Annotated in this window: 16 protein-coding genes; 15 read left to right on the forward strand and 1 reads right to left on the reverse strand. The window is 65.6% G+C overall.

Annotated features, from left to right (window positions below):
* Positions 1-16: 16 nt before the first annotated feature.
* The 12 genes from E4T66_RS14760 (at position 17) to E4T66_RS14815 (ending at position 11,060) form a co-directional block, all read left to right on the forward strand.
* Complete coding sequence (locus tag E4T66_RS14760; protein WP_136850023.1) at positions 17-913, forward strand: CoA transferase subunit A; 897 nt, start codon at positions 17-19, stop codon at positions 911-913.
* Positions 913-1,713 (forward strand): CoA-transferase subunit beta, encoded by an 801-nt coding sequence (locus tag E4T66_RS14765; RefSeq protein WP_136849828.1) that lies wholly within the window; start codon positions 913-915, stop codon positions 1,711-1,713. The genes E4T66_RS14760 and E4T66_RS14765 overlap by 1 nt, the downstream gene beginning before the upstream one ends.
* Entirely contained in the window at positions 1,710-2,156 is a 447-nt protein-coding gene (locus tag E4T66_RS14770) for a Zn-ribbon domain-containing OB-fold protein (protein WP_136849829.1), read from the forward strand. The genes E4T66_RS14765 and E4T66_RS14770 overlap by 4 nt, the downstream gene beginning before the upstream one ends.
* A complete protein-coding gene (locus E4T66_RS14775; RefSeq protein WP_136849830.1) occupies positions 2,153-3,340 on the forward strand; it encodes a lipid-transfer protein in 1,188 nt (395 codons plus the stop codon). The genes E4T66_RS14770 and E4T66_RS14775 overlap by 4 nt, the downstream gene beginning before the upstream one ends.
* Positions 3,341-3,348: 8 nt before the next feature.
* On the forward strand, positions 3,349-4,215 hold the full coding sequence (locus tag E4T66_RS14780) for an enoyl-CoA hydratase (RefSeq protein WP_211242946.1): 867 nt from the start codon (positions 3,349-3,351) through the stop codon (positions 4,213-4,215).
* On the forward strand, positions 4,212-5,291 hold the full coding sequence (locus E4T66_RS14785; RefSeq protein ID WP_136849832.1) for an NAD(P)H-dependent flavin oxidoreductase: 1,080 nt from the start codon (positions 4,212-4,214) through the stop codon (positions 5,289-5,291). Before E4T66_RS14780 ends, E4T66_RS14785 begins: the two co-directional genes overlap by 4 nt.
* A gap of 10 nt (positions 5,292-5,301) precedes the next feature.
* Positions 5,302-6,087 (forward strand): enoyl-CoA hydratase family protein, encoded by a 786-nt coding sequence (locus tag E4T66_RS14790; protein ID WP_136849833.1) that lies wholly within the window; start codon positions 5,302-5,304, stop codon positions 6,085-6,087.
* 6 nt (positions 6,088-6,093) lie between these two features.
* A complete protein-coding gene (locus tag E4T66_RS14795; protein ID WP_136849834.1) occupies positions 6,094-7,260 on the forward strand; it encodes an acyl-CoA dehydrogenase in 1,167 nt (388 codons plus the stop codon).
* Positions 7,261-7,406: 146 nt separating this feature from the next.
* Positions 7,407-8,465 (forward strand): acyl-CoA dehydrogenase family protein, encoded by a 1,059-nt coding sequence (locus E4T66_RS14800; RefSeq protein WP_136849835.1) that lies wholly within the window; start codon positions 7,407-7,409, stop codon positions 8,463-8,465.
* 14 nt (positions 8,466-8,479) lie between these two features.
* Complete coding sequence (locus tag E4T66_RS14805) at positions 8,480-9,628, forward strand: acetyl-CoA C-acetyltransferase (RefSeq protein ID WP_136849836.1); 1,149 nt, start codon at positions 8,480-8,482, stop codon at positions 9,626-9,628.
* A 62-nt stretch (positions 9,629-9,690) separates the two neighbouring features.
* Positions 9,691-10,572, forward strand: a complete 882-nt coding sequence (locus tag E4T66_RS14810; protein WP_136849837.1) for an SDR family oxidoreductase — start codon at positions 9,691-9,693, stop codon at positions 10,570-10,572.
* A 50-nt stretch (positions 10,573-10,622) separates the two neighbouring features.
* Positions 10,623-11,060, forward strand: a complete 438-nt coding sequence (locus tag E4T66_RS14815) for an acyl-CoA thioesterase (protein WP_136849838.1) — start codon at positions 10,623-10,625, stop codon at positions 11,058-11,060.
* Between the two features lie 38 nt (positions 11,061-11,098).
* On the opposite strand, the gene E4T66_RS14820 is transcribed toward E4T66_RS14815, so the two are convergent.
* Positions 11,099-11,983: a metal-dependent hydrolase gene (locus tag E4T66_RS14820; protein WP_169577645.1), complete on the reverse strand. Its 885-nt coding sequence runs from the start codon at positions 11,981-11,983 to the stop codon at positions 11,099-11,101.
* Between the two features lie 113 nt (positions 11,984-12,096).
* Here E4T66_RS14820 and E4T66_RS14825 point away from each other — a divergent pair, with 113 nt between their 5' ends.
* From E4T66_RS14825 to E4T66_RS14835, 3 genes are read left to right on the forward strand one after another with little or no spacing between them, the layout of a single operon-like run.
* Positions 12,097-13,227: an acyl-CoA dehydrogenase family protein gene (locus E4T66_RS14825; RefSeq protein ID WP_136849840.1), complete on the forward strand. Its 1,131-nt coding sequence runs from the start codon at positions 12,097-12,099 to the stop codon at positions 13,225-13,227.
* Positions 13,228-13,233: 6 nt separating this feature from the next.
* Positions 13,234-14,430 carry an acyl-CoA dehydrogenase family protein gene (locus E4T66_RS14830; RefSeq protein WP_136849841.1) on the forward strand — a complete coding sequence of 399 codons (1,197 nt, stop codon included), beginning with the start codon at positions 13,234-13,236 and terminating at the stop codon, positions 14,428-14,430.
* 10 nt (positions 14,431-14,440) lie between these two features.
* Entirely contained in the window at positions 14,441-15,232 is a 792-nt protein-coding gene (locus E4T66_RS14835) for an SDR family oxidoreductase (RefSeq protein ID WP_136849842.1), read from the forward strand.
* The last annotated feature ends 68 nt before the right edge of the window (positions 15,233-15,300 follow it).

Below are 15,300 nucleotides of genomic sequence, written 5' to 3' on the forward strand. Positions count from 1 at the left end.
TACCTCTTTCGTGAGCTTGAACAAGGAAATGACGGCCGCTGACGTCGTCGCGCAATTGCGCGACGGCATGACCATCGGCATCGGCGGCTGGGGTCCGCGGCGCAAGCCGATGAGCCTGGTGCGCGAGATCCTGCGCTCGGATCTGAAGGATCTGACCGTCGTCGGTTACGGCGGCCCGGACATGGGCATGCTGTGTGCGGCCGGCAAGGTGAAGAAGCTGATCTACGGCTTTGTCTCGCTGGACTTCATTCCGCTGGAACCGTTCTTCCGCAAGGCGCGCGAGGCTGCGCAGATCGAAGCGATGGAACTCGACGAGGGCCAGCTGCACTGGGGCCTGCGTGCGGCGGCGATGCGCCTGCCGTTCCTGCCGACGCGCGTCGGCCTGGCCACCGACCAGCTCACCAAGGTCAATCCGGATCTGCGCACGGTGACGTCGCCGTATGCCGACGGCGAGGTGCTGCTGGCGATGCCGGCGATCAAGCTCGACGTTGCGCTGCTGCATCTGCACACGGCGGATCGTCTCGGCAACACGCGGCTGTACGCGCCCGATCCGTTCTTCGACGAACTGTTCGCGCGTGCGGCAGATCGCGTCTATGTCAGTTGCGAGGAACTGGTCGACCGCATCGCTTCGGACGAGGCCGATGCCCAGAGCAACCCATTCGAGCGCAGCCTGGTGACGGGCGTCGTCGCCGCACGCGGCGGTGCGCATCCGACGTCGAACGTGGCCGTGGTCGCCAAGGGCGGCAGCTACGGCTGGGACGCAGCGCATCTGAAGCGCTACTGCGCGGCGGCCGATGAGGACGGTGGCTGGGCCCGGTACGCAGAGGAATTCATCAATGGTGGCGAAGCCGCCTATCAGCAGGCCGTCGGTGGGCTGGATGCCATCGTTACGTTGCCCCGGCAGGTGTTCTGATCATGGCAAGCACTGAATTTACCCTCGCCGAACTGCTGATCTGCGCCTGCGCCGATGTCTGGCGTGACGAGGGCGAAGTCCTCGCCACCGGCATCGGCATCATCCCGCGCATCGCCCAGGGTCTGGCCAAGCTGACGCACAGCCCCGGTCTGATGATCACCGATGGCGAAGCTTTCCTGGTCGAAGAGCCGGTCGTGATCGGCGCCAAGAATCACGACGGCCGCAGCTATGCCGGCTACATGCCGTACTCGCGCGTGTTCGAGGCACTGTGGCATGGCCGTCGTCACGCGCTGGTCGGGCCGGTACAGGTCGACCGCTGGGGCCAGGCCAACATCTCGTGCATCGGCGAGTTCTCCAAGCCTAAGCGTCAGATGCTGGGCCTGCGCGGCTTCCCCGGTAACAGCATCAACCACACCAATTCGATGTTCGTGCCGAACCACGGTCCGCGCGTGTTCGTCGAGAAGGAAGTCGATCTGGTCTGCTCGGTCGGCTACCGCAAGGAGCGCTGGCCGCAGGGCGTCAAGAACGACTACATGCGCATCCACCACATCGTCACCGACCTGTGTGTGATGGACTTTGGTGGCCCTGATCATGCGATTCGTGTCGTCAGCCTGCATCCGGGCGTGAGCTTCGAGCAGGTGGAGGCCGCAACCGGCTTCCCGCTGATCCAGGCGCCGGACATGGGCGAGACCACGCACCCGACCGCAGAACAGCTGGCGATCATCCGTCAGCTCGACCCGCGTGACGTGCGCAGCAAGCAGCTCAAGGACAATCCGCCCGGAATCCGTCAGCCCGCATGAACGCGCCGACACAGCAGCAGGACACCACGACGCCGCAGCCGGTGCTGCCCGGCTGGTTCACGCTGGACGTGAAGCAGCCGCAGCTGCTCGGCACGCGCTGCACGGCCTGTGGCACCTATTACTTTCCCAAGCTGACGACCTACTGCCGCAATCCGGATTGCGACAGTGAGTCGTTCGAAGAAGTGGCGCTGTCGCGCACCGGCACGCTGTGGTCGTACACCAGCGCGTCCTACCAGCCGCCGGAACCCTACATCGCCAATACCCCGTTCCAGCCGTTCGGCATCGCCGCAGTGGAGCTGGAGCGGGAACGCATGACCGTGCTCGGCCAGCTCGCCACCGGCACCGACCTCGGCACGCTCAAGGTCGGGATGCCGATGGAGCTGGTGCTGGAGCCGCTGGACGACGGCAAGCTGACCTGGAAGTGGCGGGTGGTCGGCGCATGAGCACGAATCGCGAGATCGCCATCCTCGGCGTCGGCATGCACCCCTGGGGCAAGTGGGGCAAGAACTTCGTCGAGTACGGCGTCAAGGCCGCGCGCGACGCGCTGGCCGACTCCGGCGTGAACTGGCGTGATGTGCGCTTCGTCTCCGGCGCCGCGACGATCCGCAACGGCTATCCGGGCCAGGTGGCCGGCGCGACCTTCGCGCAGGCGCTGGGCTGGCAGGGTGCGCAGGTGAACACATCCTACGCGGCCTGTGCCTCCGGCTCGCAGGCGCTGGCCGCCGCGCGCTCGAAGATCCTGTCCGGCGAATGCGAAGTCGCCCTGGTGATCGGCGCCGACACCACGCCCAAGGGCTTTCTGAAGCCGCAGCCCGGCGACCGTCCGGACGATCCGGACTGGGTGCGATTCCGGCTGGGCATCACCAATCCGACCTACTTCGCGCTGTACGCGCGGCGCCGCATGGAAATGTACGGCGATACCCTGGAGGATTTCGCGCGGGTCAAGGTCAAGAACGCGAAGCACGGCTTCGAGAATCCGAACGCGCGCTATCGCAAGCTGTTCAGTGCCGAGGATGTGGCTGCTTCGGCGATGGTGGCCGATCCGCTGCGACTGATGGACATCTGCGCCACGTCCGACGGCGCCGCTGCGCTGATCGTGTCCAGCGTCGACTACGCCAGGAAGATCGGCAAGGGCAATGCGCCGCGGGTCGCGGCGATCTCGACGGTGACGCCGAGCTTCGCGTCGGCGCTGGTGGAGATGCCCGATATCGCCACCGACTCCGCGGTCGCCTGCGAAGCGCATTCGTTCCGCGCCGCGCTGCCGAAGAAGGCCTACGAGGAAGCCGGCATCGGGCCCGAAGACATCAGCGTCGCCGAGGTCTACGACCTGTCGACCGCGCTGGAACTCGACTGGATCGAGGATTTACAGCTGTGCGCGCGTGGCGAAGGCGCACGCCTGGTACGCGAAGGCGCGACCAGCGTCGGCGGCCGCCTGCCGGTGAATCCGTCCGGCGGTCTGGCCTGCTTCGGCGAAGCGGTGCCGGCGCAGGCACTGGCGCAGGTCTGCGAACTGACCTGGCAGCTGCGCGGCCAGGCCGGTGCGCGTCAGGTCGCGGGCGCCAGGGTCGGCATCACCGCCAACCAGGGCCTGTTCGGCCATGGCTCCTCGGTGATCGTCAAATGCTAGGCGAGCGCATGAACACCGAAGTCAGCGATGCACCGGTGCTGTACGCCGTGCAGGACGGGGTCGCGCGCATCACGATGAATCGTCCGCGCTATCACAACGCGCAGAACTCGAAGATGACCTATGCGCTCGACGCCGCGTTTCGTCGCGCGGTCGACGACGATGCGGTGCAGGTCATCGTGCTGGCCGGCAACGGCAAGAATTTCTCCGCGGGCCACGATATCGGCACGCCGGAACGCGACGTGCATGAGAGCTTCGAGCGCGTGCATCTGTGGCCGGATCACGTCGGCAAGCCCGGCGCCGAGTTCCAGTACGTGCGCGAACAGGAAGTCTATCTGGGCATGTGCCGGCGCTGGCGCGACATTCCGAAGCCGACCATCGCGATGGTGCAGGGTGCCTGCGTCTCCGGCGGTCTGATGCTGGCGTGGGTCTGCGATCTGATCATCGCGGCGGACGATGCCTGGTTTGCCGATCCGGTGGTGCAGATGGGCATTCCGGGCGTCGAATATTTCGCGCATGCCTTCGAGCTGCACCCGCGCATTGCCAAGGAGTTCCTGTTCCTCGGCGAGCGCATGCCAGCGGAGCGCGCGTATCAGATGGGCATGGTCAACAAGGTCGTTGCGCGCGAACAGCTCGAAACCGAAACGATGGCGGTGGCACAGCGCCTGACGCGGCAGCCGCGGATGGGCCTGATGCTGACCAAACAGGCGATCAATCACGTCGAGGATCTGCGCGGCAAGCGCACCGCAATGGACGCGGCCTTTCACATGCATCACTACGCACACGCGCACAACCAGCTGGTCAGCAGCAACAACCTTGGCGGTCTCGATGCCAAGGCCATGGCAGCGAGCAACAAACAGAAGGCGGGTGACGCATGAGCGCGTTGCACACAGCACTGACCGAAAAGCTCGGCTGCCGCTATCCGATCGTGCAGACCGCGATGGGCTGGGTCGCCGACAGCAAGCTGGTCGCGGCAACCAGCAACGCCGGGGGCTTCGGCTTCCTGGCCGCGGCGACGATGTCGACCGCGACGCTGGAATCCGAAATTGCTGCCGTGCGTGCCGCAACCGGCGCCAACTTCGGTGTCAACTTTCACATGTTCCAGCCCAACGCGCGTGAAGTGATCGAGCTGGTGCTGAAGAACGCGGACAGGGTGCGTGCCGTGTCCTACGGTCGCGGCCCCGACGCGCAGACGATCAAGCGCTTCAAGGACGCGGGCGTGCTGTGCATGCCGACCGTGGGTGCGCTCAAGCACGCGGTCAAGGCGGTGCAGCTGGGCGCCGACATCATCACGGTGCAGGGTGGCGAAGGCGGCGGGCATACTGGCTCGGTGCCGACCACGCTGTTGCTGCCGCAGGTGCTGGATGCGGTGAACGTTCCGGTGGTGGCCGCGGGCGGATTCCACAACGGCCGCGGTCTTGCCGGTGCGCTGGCCTACGGTGCCGCCGGCATTGCGATGGGCACGCGCTTCCTGATGACGACCGAATCACCGGTGCCGCGCGGCACGCTGCAGAAGTACATCGACGTGAAGGAGCCGGCGCATATCCGCGCCTCGACGGCAGTCGACGGCATGCCGCAGCGCATGATTGACAATCCGCTGCTGCTCAAGCTCGAAAGCGGCGGTCTGCTGCATCGTCTGTTCGTGGCGCTGGCCAGTGCCTGGCACTGGCGCGCGCATACCGGCATGACCGTGGGTCACATGCTGCAAACCTTCGTTGCCGCACTGAAGGACGGTGACGGCGCGATCCAGACGATGATGGCGGCCAATGCGCCGGTGCTGATCCAGCGCGCGATGGTCGAGGGCCGTCCCGATGAGGGCGTGTTGCCGTCCGGTCAGGTGGCTGCCGTGATCGACGCATTGCCCAGCGTTGCCGAATTGATTGAATCCATTGTGGCGCAAGCCGAGCAGCGCCTGCTGGCGCTGCAGACCATCACCGCAGACGCTGCGGTTTGAGGATACCGACATGACTTCCGGCCTTGGCCAACACGGTTTTACCACCACCATTGCCGACGGCATCGCCGAACTGGTGCTGAATCGTCCGCCGGTCAACGCGCTGGACGACGCGGGCTGGCACGCGCTGGCCGACGAGATCGAGCGTCTGGGCACGGTTCAGGGCGCGCGCGTGATCGTGATCCGTTCCGAAGGCCGCGGTTTCTGCGCTGGCGTCGACATCAAGGAACTCAACCTGCATCCGGAGAAGATCGTCTCGGTCAATGCCGGCAACTACCGCACCTTCCGCGCCGTACATCGCAATGCGCTGCCGGTGATTGTCGCGGTGCATGGATTCGTGCTCGGCGGCGGCATTGGCATCGCCGGCGCGGCGGATATCGTCGTGGCCTCTGACTGCGCGACCTTCGGCGTGCCCGAGGTCGACCGTGGCGCCATGGGCGGTGGCGCGCATCTGCAGCGCCTGTTCCCGGTGCAGAAGGTGCGCATGATGTATTTCACCGGTGAGCCGATCGACGCCGCTGAGGCGTATCGCCTCGGTGCGGTCGAGAAGGTCGTCAGCAAGGACGAGCTGCGCGAAGCGGCGCTGCGCATTGCACGCACGATCGCGACCAAGAGCACCGCGATGATCCGGCTCGCCAAGGAATCGCTGAACGGGATCGAAGACGGCAACCTCGAAGACAAGTACCGCTGGGAGCAGGGCTTCACGCTGCAGGCGTACTCCGAAAAAGACTCCGCCGAAACGCGCAAAGCGTTCGTCGAAAAACGAGATGCGCGCTTTGACGCGGCATCCAGGGACTGAGTGATCATGAGACTGGAATACACCGAAAAACAGAAGGCGTTCCGCGCCGAGATCCGCGAGTGGCTCGCGGCCAACGTGCCGCAGAACTCGCTGCAGAGTTTCGATACGCCGGAAGGCTTCGAGCAGCATCGCCAATGGGAGTCGAAGCTGTTCTCCGGCCGCTGGAGTGCGGTGACCTGGCCCAAGGACGTCGGCGGTCGCGGCACTGACCTGATCGAGTGGCTGATCTTCGAGGAAGAGTACTGGCGCTCCGGGGCACCGCTGCGCGTCAACCAGAACGGAATCTTCCTGCTGGCGCCGACCCTGATGGAATACGGCACCGCCGAGCAGAAGCAGCGCTTTCTGCCGCGCATGGCGGCAGGCGAGGACATCTGGGCGCAGGGCTGGTCGGAGCCGGGTGCAGGCTCCGACATGGCAGCGATCCGCAGTCGCGCGGTGCGCAACGGCGATCACTACGTCATCAACGGACAGAAGACCTGGTCGACGCGTGCGGTCTGGGCCGACTGGCTGTTCGGTCTGTTCCGCAGCGATCCGGACTCGACCCGGCACCACGGTCTGACCTTTGTCCTGATGCCCCTGAATACTCCGGGCATCACGATCCGCCCGATCAAGCAGCTCAACGGACTACCGGGCTTCGCTGAAATCTTCTTTGACGACGTCAAGGTGCCGGTCGAGAACCGGTTGGGCGCCGAAGGCGCGGGCTGGAGTATCGCGATGGCGACGGCGGGCTTCGAGCGCGGCCTGATGCTGCGCTCGCCGGCACGCTTCCAGCAGACCGCACGGAATCTAGTGAAGCTGTACAACGCGCACCGCGAATCGGCCGACACCGATCCGTCGATCCGTGACGCCGTGGTCAAGGCCTACATGGATGCCGAGGCCTACACGCTGGCGACCTACCGCACCGCGAGCCGTCTGGCCAAGGGCGGACAGATCGGCGCCGAAGCCAGCACCAACAAGATCTTCTGGTCCGAGCTGGACGTGCTGATGCACGAAACCGCCATGCGCATCCTCGGCCCGCTGGGCGAGCTGATGCCGGACGCGCCCGCGGCGCAGGGGCTCAGCCAGTGGCTGGACGGCTTCCTGTTCTCACTGGCGGGACCGATCTACGCCGGCACCAACGAGATTCAACGCAACATCATTGCCGAGCGCATGCTCGGCCTGCCCCGCGCATGAATAAGCCTACTGCGCAGCGCGCCCGCGGCGTCGTGCGGTGCTCGGAGTCCTCACGTACCCACACGTACGCTGCGGCTCCTGTGCTCCTGCTCCTTGCGGGCACGCTTGCTCGCTACGGCTTCTTCATGCGCTTCGAGGATTGAGGAATGGATTTCACATTTGACGATCAGCAGGTTTCGTTCCGCGACGCGATCCGTCGCTTTCTCGTGGTCGAAGCTGCACCGGAGATGCTGCGCGAGATCTGGGAGACGACCAAGACCGGTCGTTCCGCCGAGCTGCGCAGCAAGCTGGCCGACCAGGGTCTGACCGCGCTGTCGGTGCCGGAAGAATTCGGTGGCATCGGGCAGACGGATCTGGACTGGGTGCTGGTGCATCAGGAACTCGGTTACCACGGCATTCCCGACTCACTGACCGACACCGCGTATCTCGGCGTCTATCTGCTGAATCATCTGCCGGCCGATCTGGCGCTGAAGCGGGCGTGGCTGCCGCGCATTGCGGAAGGCAAGGCGCGCGTCGCCGTCGGTCATCCGATCAATCCCCTGGTTGCCGATGCCGAACTCGCCGATCTGCTGCTGCTGTGGCACAACGACGAGATTCACGCGCTATCGCGCGAGCAGGTCGAGCTGACGATCAATCCGAGCATCGACGCCTCGCGGCGCCTGTATCAGCTGCAGTGGACGCCGAGTGAAACCAGCCGCATCTGCAAGGCATCGATCGGCAAGGCGCTGTGGGACGGCGTGATCGATCGCGCCACGCTGGCACTGGCGGCGCAGCTGCTGGGGCTGGCGCATCGCATGATGGACCTGGGCGTCGATCACGCCGCCCAGCGCAAGCAGTTCGGCAAGCCGATCGGCAGCTTCCAGGCGGTCAAGCATCACATGGCCGACGTCGCCGTGAAGATCGAGTTCGCAGAACCGGTGGTCTACCGTGCCGCCTACGCGATCACGCACGGCGCTGCGAACGCCAGTGAGCAGGTTTCGCACGCCAAGCTCGCCGCCGGCGAAGCCGCGCTGCTGGCCGCGCGCAGAAGCATTCAGGTGCACGGCGCGATGGGCTACACCTGGGAAGCCGATCTGCAGATGTTCATGAAGCGGGCCTGGGCACTGGATGCCGCCTGGGGTGACCGCAAGTTCCATAAGACCCGCATCAGTCGTTTCGTCCTCGCCGAGGACGCCGCGATCGGTCCGGGCGCCACGTTCAACTAAGGAAGAGTTCAGTCATGGCCGAAGCCTATATCGTCGACGCCCTGCGTACGCCCACCGGCAAGCGCAAGGGTTCGCTGTCGCACATGCACGGTGCCGATCTGGGTGCGCACGCACTCAAGGCGCTGGTCGAGCGCAACGCCATTCCGGCCGAAGACTACGACGACGTCGTGTTCGGCTGTCTCGACGCGATCGGGCCGCTCGCCGGCAATATCGCGCGCACCTGCTGGCTGGCCGCACAGCTGCCGCTGCATGTGCCGGGTGTGACTATCGACCGCCAGTGCGGTTCCTCGCAGCAGGCCGTGCACTTCGCCGCGCAGGCCGTGATGAGCGGTACGCAGGACGTCATCGTCGCCGGTGGCGTGCAGACGATGACGCAGATCCCGATCACCTCGGCGATGCTCGCAGCCAAGCCGCTGGGCTTCTCCGATCCGTTCTCCGGCTCCAAGGGCTGGGTCGAGCGTTTCGGCACCACGCCGGTGTCGCAGTTCCTCGGCGCGCAGATGATCGCCGACAAGTGGGAAATCTCGCGCCGCGAGATGGAAGAATTCTCGCTGGCGTCGCATCAGCGCGCCCGCCGGGCGCAGGCTGAGGGCCGCTTCGCACGCGAGCTGCTGCCGACCGAAGGTCTGACCCAGGACGAGACGGTGCGCGATACCACGCTGGAGCAGATGGCGCAGCTCGAACCGCTGGCGCCGGGCGGCAGCATCACTGCCGGCGTGTCGAGCCAGACCGGCGATGCCGCATCGGCGATGCTGATCGTTTCGGAAGCCGCGCTGAAGCGCTACAACCTGACGCCGCGTGCGCGCATCCATCACATGAGCGTACTGGCCGACGATCCGATCTACATGCTGACCGCGCCGATTCCGGCGACGCATCACGCGATGAAGAAGGCCGGCATGAAGCTGGACGACATCGATCTGGTCGAGATCAACGAAGCCTTCGCGCCGGTGGTGCTGGCGTGGTTCAAGGAAACCGGCTTCCCGCACCAGAAGACCAACGTCAACGGCGGCGGCATCGCGCTGGCGCATCCGCTGGGCGCGACCGGCACCAAGCTGATGACCACGCTGCTGCACGAGCTGGAGCGGACCAAGGGTCGCTACGGCCTGCAGACCATGTGCGAAGGCGGCGGCGTCGCCAACGTCACGATCATCGAGCGGCTGTAAGGATTGATTCCGGCGCTCTCCCCGGACGGGGAGAGCGCCGTCATGCATTGAGGATTTCAGATATGGGTATCTGCGAAGGACGCAGTTTCATCATCACCGGCGCGGGCGCCGGTCTCGGCCGTGGGTACGCCATGGCATTGGCGGCCGCAGGCGCCGGCGTTGTCGTCAACGACATCCGTCTCGACGCCGCGCAGGCAGTGGTTGACGAAATCGTTGCAGCCGGCGGCAAGGCCGTGGCCAACGGCGACGACATCACTTCGATGGCCGGTGCCGAAGCGATCGTCGGCGCGGCGGTCAACGCATTCGGCGACGTCCATGGCGTCGTCAACAACGCCGGCGTCGTGCGCGACCGCATGTTCGCGTCGATGAGCGAAGACGAGTGGGACCTGGTGGTCAAGGTGCATCTGAAAGGGCACTTCTGCATCGCCAACACGCTGGTCAAGCGCTGGCGCGATCAGGTCAAGGCTACCGGCGGCAAGGTCGACTGCCGCATCATCAACACCAGCTCCGGCGCCGGGCTGCAGGGCAACATCGGCCAGAGCAATTACTCGGCGGCCAAGGGCGGCATTGCGTCGCTGACGCTGGTGCAGGCGGCCGAACTGGGCCGCTACGGCATCACTGCCAACGCGCTTGCGCCTGCTGCACGCACCGGCATGACCGAAGGCCCGTTCGGCGACATGATGAAGAAGCCGGAAGATGGCAGCTTCGATCACTACGCGCCGGAGAACGTCGCACCGCTGGTGGTGTGGCTGTGCAGCCCGCTGTCGGCGCACGTCAGCGGCAAGGTGTTCGAAGTCGAGGGCGGCAAACTGTCGATCGCCACCGGCTGGAAGACCGGCAAGATCCGCGACAAGAAAGCGCGCTGGAATCCGGAGGAATTGACCGACGTGGTCGACGCGCTGATTGCCGAGGCGCCGAAGGCGCAGAAGGTCTACGGAACCTGAGGCTTGCGAGCCTGCGCCACACGTCAGGCGCAGGCCTTAAACTTGCCGGCATGAATTCGACTGCAATCCACGATGCCACTGCGGTGGCGTCGTATCCCTACTGGACGCGTGAGCACGTCCGCTTCGCCGACCTGGACATGCAGGGCCACGTCAACAACGTGGCCTTTGCCGTCTTTGCCGAGACCGGTCGCGCCGCGTTTCTGCGCGAGATCGAGCTGTGGGTGCCACACGCCGAGCGCTACAGCGTCATCGTCAAGCTCGAGATCAATTATCGACGCGAACTGATGTACCCCTGCGACATCCGCGTCGGCGTGCGGGTGACACAGATCGGACGCACGTCGTTCACGGTTGGCGTCGGCCTGTTCGACGGTGACCACTGTGCGGCGACGATCGACACCGTTCACGTGCGCATGACCCAGCCGACACGCACGCCGGTGCCGCTGAACGATGAAGAGCGTGCGCAGCTGCAGCGCTGGTTGCGTCCCTGAGCGTACGCAGCGCTCCGGTGCTGTCAGTGATCGCTTGATCAGCGCGGAATCAGATCGCCATAGCGTGCGGTAAAGGCGGCGCGCTCGTCGCTGTCCCAGGGGTGAAAGCCGGGTCTCAGATAGCGCCACAGCAGGCCGTACATGCTGCCCATCACGCCACGCGGACCCCAGATGTCGCGGAACACGCGCCAGCGCATCTTCCAGGTCCACAGGCCATCGGTCTTCAGCAGATAGCGCAGTCGCGTCTGCACATGCACATAGATGTCGAACAGCTCGAACAGCAGTGCGATGCTCCGGCGCAGATAGCCGCCGCCGGCCGCCTGATACAGATCGAAGCACACCGCTTTGTGTTCGCATTCCTCCAGCGCATGCCAGGCCAGCAGGTCGCGCACAGGGCGCTCCGCGTTTTCGAGCAGATCGCTGCGGCGCTCCAGCAGCAGCAGAGCGATGGACGCGGTCATGTGTTCCGCCGCCGCGGTCAGCGCCAGTCGCGTCAGGGCGCCGATGTGCTTGCGCGACCACAGGCGCAGTTTCTTCATCTGCGCGTCGTATTCCGGCATGCGCGTGTAGCCGATATCGACCAGCGCGTCGCACCAGGCGTCATGGGCGCGACCGTGACGGGCTTCCTGCTGGATGAACGCATTCAGATCCTGCTGCAGCGCCGGCGTCATGCGCTCCGGTGGCAGCGTCGCGCTGACATCACGTGCGCTGTCGATGAAGAAACGCTCGCCTTCGGGAAACGTGGCCTGCAGCGCGTTGATGAAATGGGTCAGCACTGGATCGCCCCCGAGCCAGTAGCGCTGGCGCCGCATCAGCGGTCGCAGGTCGATGTCCGGCTGGCGCACGACGATCTGGAGGTTCTCGGGGCGTTTGACCATCTCAAGTTCGCGGGTGTGGGCGGATTTCCGGATCCATGTTGCCATGTTATGCCGTCGGCATCGCGACATGCGGGGTCATGACCGTAATCGTCCCTATGGATGAAGAGCGTCCGGGGCTTTCGACCGAATAATGGCGGCATGAAGAGAGTGACCGTTCCATGAGCTTCGCCTTCACCGAAGATCAGGTGTTGATCCGGGAGTCCGCCGAGAATTTTCTGGGCGACGCCAGCCGTTCCGACGCCGTGCGCGCGGCGATGGAGACCACGCTGGGCTACGACGAGAGTCTGTGGCAGCGACTCGCGGGCGAATTGGGCTGGTGCGCCACCGCCATCGCCGAGGAATACGACGGGTTGGGTCTTGGGCCGGTCGAGCTGGTCCTGATCCAGGAACAGGCCGGGCGCCGCCTGTTGTGCGCGCCGTTCTTCTCAACCGTGTGCATGGCGGCGACAGCGGTGCAGCAGCTGGGCGGCCATGTCGCGCAAGCGCGCTTCCTGCCGCAGATCGCGGCTGGTGAACTGCGCATGAGCCTGCCGATGCTCGGCACGTCGGCGCAGTGGGATGCCGCCGCTGCCGCGGTGCACGCACATCCACAAGGCGACGACTGGGTGCTGGACGGCGGCGTTGCGCTGCTGCCGGACGCCGCGGGTGCCGACTGGTTTCTGGTCTGCGCGACCCTGTCCGCCGGCGGTCGTGGCCTGTTTGCAGTGCCCGCCGCTGCCGCGGGCGTGAAGCTGACATCACGGCAGACCTGGGACGCCACGCGCCAGTTTGCCGATGTGCAGCTGAGCGGCGTGCATGACGCGGTGCGTATCGATACCGCCGACAGTCTTGCCGACGGCCTGCCACGCTGCGCTGCGCTGATGCGTCTGTATCTGGCCGCCGAACAGCTCGGTGCGGCGCAGCAATGCCTGGATCTGACCGTCGAGTACGCTGGCGGACGCAAGCAGTTCGGGCGCGTGATTGCCGGGTTCCAGGCGGTCAAGCATCGCTGTGCCGAGATGATGGTGAAGATTGAGGCGTTGCGCTCTGCGGTCTATGGCGCCGCGGCGCTCGCGGTCAGTGAAGACGGCGATTCCGCCGCATTGGCCATGGAATGCGCCGCGATCAAGGCGCTGGCGTCGGACACCTTCTACAGCTGTGCACAGGAAGCGATCCAGCTGCACGGCGGCGTGGGCTTCACCTGGGAATACGACCCGCAGCTGTACTTCAAGCGCGCCCAGGCCTCGAGCCACTGGTTTGGCAGTGCCGATGCGCTGCGCGGCGCTGTTGCCGACCGTCTACTGGGATAACCTCGCATGCGACTTGATCCGACCCCCGAAGACGAAGCATTCCGCGAGGAAATCGCCAGCTGGATGCGCAAGCATCTGAGCGGGCGCTTCGCCGAACTCAAGCATCGCGGCGGCCCTGGCGACGAGGAAGCCTTCCCAGAACTGCGCAAGGAATGGGAACGCGAACTGGCCGCCGGGGACTGGACCTGCGTCGGCTGGCCCGAAGCGCATGGCGGCCGCGCGCTGTCGATCGAACAGCAGGTGATCTTCCACGAGGAATACGCGCGCGCCGGCGGCCCCGGCCGCATGGGTCACATCGGCGAGGGCCTGATCGGTCCGGCGCTGATCAAGTTCGGCACGGCGGAACAGAAGCAGCGCTTTCTGCCCGAGATCGTCGCCGGGCGCGAGTTCTGGGCGCAGGGCTATTCCGAGCCGAACGCGGGTTCCGATCTGGCCAACGTGCAGACGCGCTGCTGGCAGGAGGCCGACGGTTCCTGGCGCGTGCAGGGCCAGAAGATCTGGACCTCGCTGGCGCATGAATCCGACTGGGTGTTCGTGCTCGCACGCTGCGAGCCCGGCAGCAAGGGCAACAAGGGTCTGGCGTTCCTGCTGCTGCCGCTGGATCAGCCCGGCATCGAGATCCGCCCGATCCGCCAGATGAGCGGCGGTTCCGAATTCAATGAGGTGTTCTTCGACGGCGCCGTCGCGCAGGCCGAGCACATCGTCGGCGAGCCGGGCGACGGCTGGAAGGTGGCGATGGGTCTGCTCGAAGTCGAGCGTGGCGTGTCGACGCTGGGCCAGCAGATGCACTTCGCCTATGAGCTGGACCTGATCATCGCCGCGGCCAAGCGCAACGGCCGCGCCAGCGATCCGGCGATTCGCACACGCATCGCCGATGCGTGGACCGGTCTGCGCGTGATGCGATACAACGCGTTGCGCATGCTGGCGCCGTCAGAGAACGGCGCCGAGCTCGGGCTCAAGCGCGAAGCGCTGATCTACAAGTACTACTGGTCCAACTGGCATCGCGATCTCGGCAAGCTGGCGATGGACGTGCTCGGGGCAGAAGGCGACATCGTCACCGACGATCCGGCGATCCGGCCGTTGCAGCAGATGTTCTTCTTCTCGCGCGCCGACACCATCTACGCCGGCACCAATGAAATCCAGTTGAACCTGATTGCCGAGCGTGGCCTCGGCATGCCGCGCGAACCGCGCCCCGCGAACTGACAACCTTCCGATGATCACGATTCCACCGCCTGACTACGTTCCCGCACACGGCCTGCTCAAGGGCAAGTCGGTGCTGATCACCGCCGCCGCCGGTGGTGGCATCGGCTTCGCCACCGCCAAGCGCTGCCTCGAAGAAGGCTGCCGTGCGCTGCTGCTGTCGGACATCCATCCGCGCCGCACCGACGAGGCCGTGCAGGCCCTGCGCAAGGAGTTTCCCGAGCAGCCGGTGTTCGGCTGTGTCGGCAACGTCGCGGTGGAGGACGATGTGCAGAATCTGATCGATACCGCCGAGGACCAGCTCGGCGGCGTCGACGTGCTGATCAACAATGCCGGTCTCGGTGGCAGCAAGCGCGTCGTCGACATGAGCGACGAAGACTGGCTCAAGGTCATCGACGTGACCCTGAATGGCACGTTCCGCATGACCCGCGCGATGCTGAAGAAGATGCAGCCGCGCGGTCGCGGCGCGATCGTCAACAATGCCTCGGTGCTCGGCTGGCGTGCGCAGAAGGAACAGGCGCATTACGCCGCGGCCAAGGCCGGCGTGATGGCACTGACGCGCTGCTCGGCGCTGGAGGCGGCGGAATTCGGCATCCGCATCAATGCGGTGTCGCCGTCGATCGTGTTTCACGATCATCTGCGCAAGAGCGCGCCGGAAGCGCTGCTGAACGAACTGGCCAGCCGCGAGGCCTTCGGTCGTGGCGCCGAAGCCTGGGAAATCGCCAACATCATGGTGTTCCTGGCGTCGGATTACAGCTCGTATCTGGTCGGCGAAGTGATTTCGGCGTCGAGCCAGCGCTCGTAAGCGCAGGCTGATGTCCCTTGCCGTTCATATTGAGTAGCCGCGTAGCGGCGTATCGAGATATCGCCTCA

Source organism: Sinimarinibacterium arenosum (assembly GCF_005047655.1).
Classification (GTDB): Bacteria; Pseudomonadota; Gammaproteobacteria; order Nevskiales; family Nevskiaceae; genus Solimonas.

Excerpts from the sequence above, each read along its gene's own strand:
- E4T66_RS14835 (WP_136849842.1), top strand. The coding sequence starts at position 14,441 with ATGATCACGATTCCACCGCCTGACTACGTTCCCGCACACGGCCTGCTC.
- E4T66_RS14825 (WP_136849840.1), top strand. The coding sequence starts at position 12,097 with ATGAGCTTCGCCTTCACCGAAGATCAGGTGTTGATCCGGGAGTCCGCC.
- E4T66_RS14805 (WP_136849836.1), top strand. The coding sequence starts at position 8,480 with ATGGCCGAAGCCTATATCGTCGACGCCCTGCGTACGCCCACCGGCAAG.
- E4T66_RS14820 (WP_169577645.1), bottom strand. The coding sequence starts at position 11,983 with ATGGCAACATGGATCCGGAAATCCGCCCACACCCGCGAACTTGAGATG.
- E4T66_RS14830 (WP_136849841.1), top strand. The coding sequence starts at position 13,234 with ATGCGACTTGATCCGACCCCCGAAGACGAAGCATTCCGCGAGGAAATC.
- E4T66_RS14815 (WP_136849838.1), top strand. The coding sequence starts at position 10,623 with ATGAATTCGACTGCAATCCACGATGCCACTGCGGTGGCGTCGTATCCC.
- E4T66_RS14790 (WP_136849833.1), top strand. The coding sequence starts at position 5,302 with ATGACTTCCGGCCTTGGCCAACACGGTTTTACCACCACCATTGCCGAC.
- E4T66_RS14785 (WP_136849832.1), top strand. The coding sequence starts at position 4,212 with ATGAGCGCGTTGCACACAGCACTGACCGAAAAGCTCGGCTGCCGCTAT.
- E4T66_RS14800 (WP_136849835.1), top strand. The coding sequence starts at position 7,407 with ATGGATTTCACATTTGACGATCAGCAGGTTTCGTTCCGCGACGCGATC.
- E4T66_RS14780 (WP_211242946.1), top strand. The coding sequence starts at position 3,349 with ATGAACACCGAAGTCAGCGATGCACCGGTGCTGTACGCCGTGCAGGAC.
- E4T66_RS14810 (WP_136849837.1), top strand. The coding sequence starts at position 9,691 with ATGGGTATCTGCGAAGGACGCAGTTTCATCATCACCGGCGCGGGCGCC.
- E4T66_RS14795 (WP_136849834.1), top strand. The coding sequence starts at position 6,094 with ATGAGACTGGAATACACCGAAAAACAGAAGGCGTTCCGCGCCGAGATC.
- E4T66_RS14775 (WP_136849830.1), top strand. The coding sequence starts at position 2,153 with ATGAGCACGAATCGCGAGATCGCCATCCTCGGCGTCGGCATGCACCCC.
- E4T66_RS14770 (WP_136849829.1), top strand. The coding sequence starts at position 1,710 with ATGAACGCGCCGACACAGCAGCAGGACACCACGACGCCGCAGCCGGTG.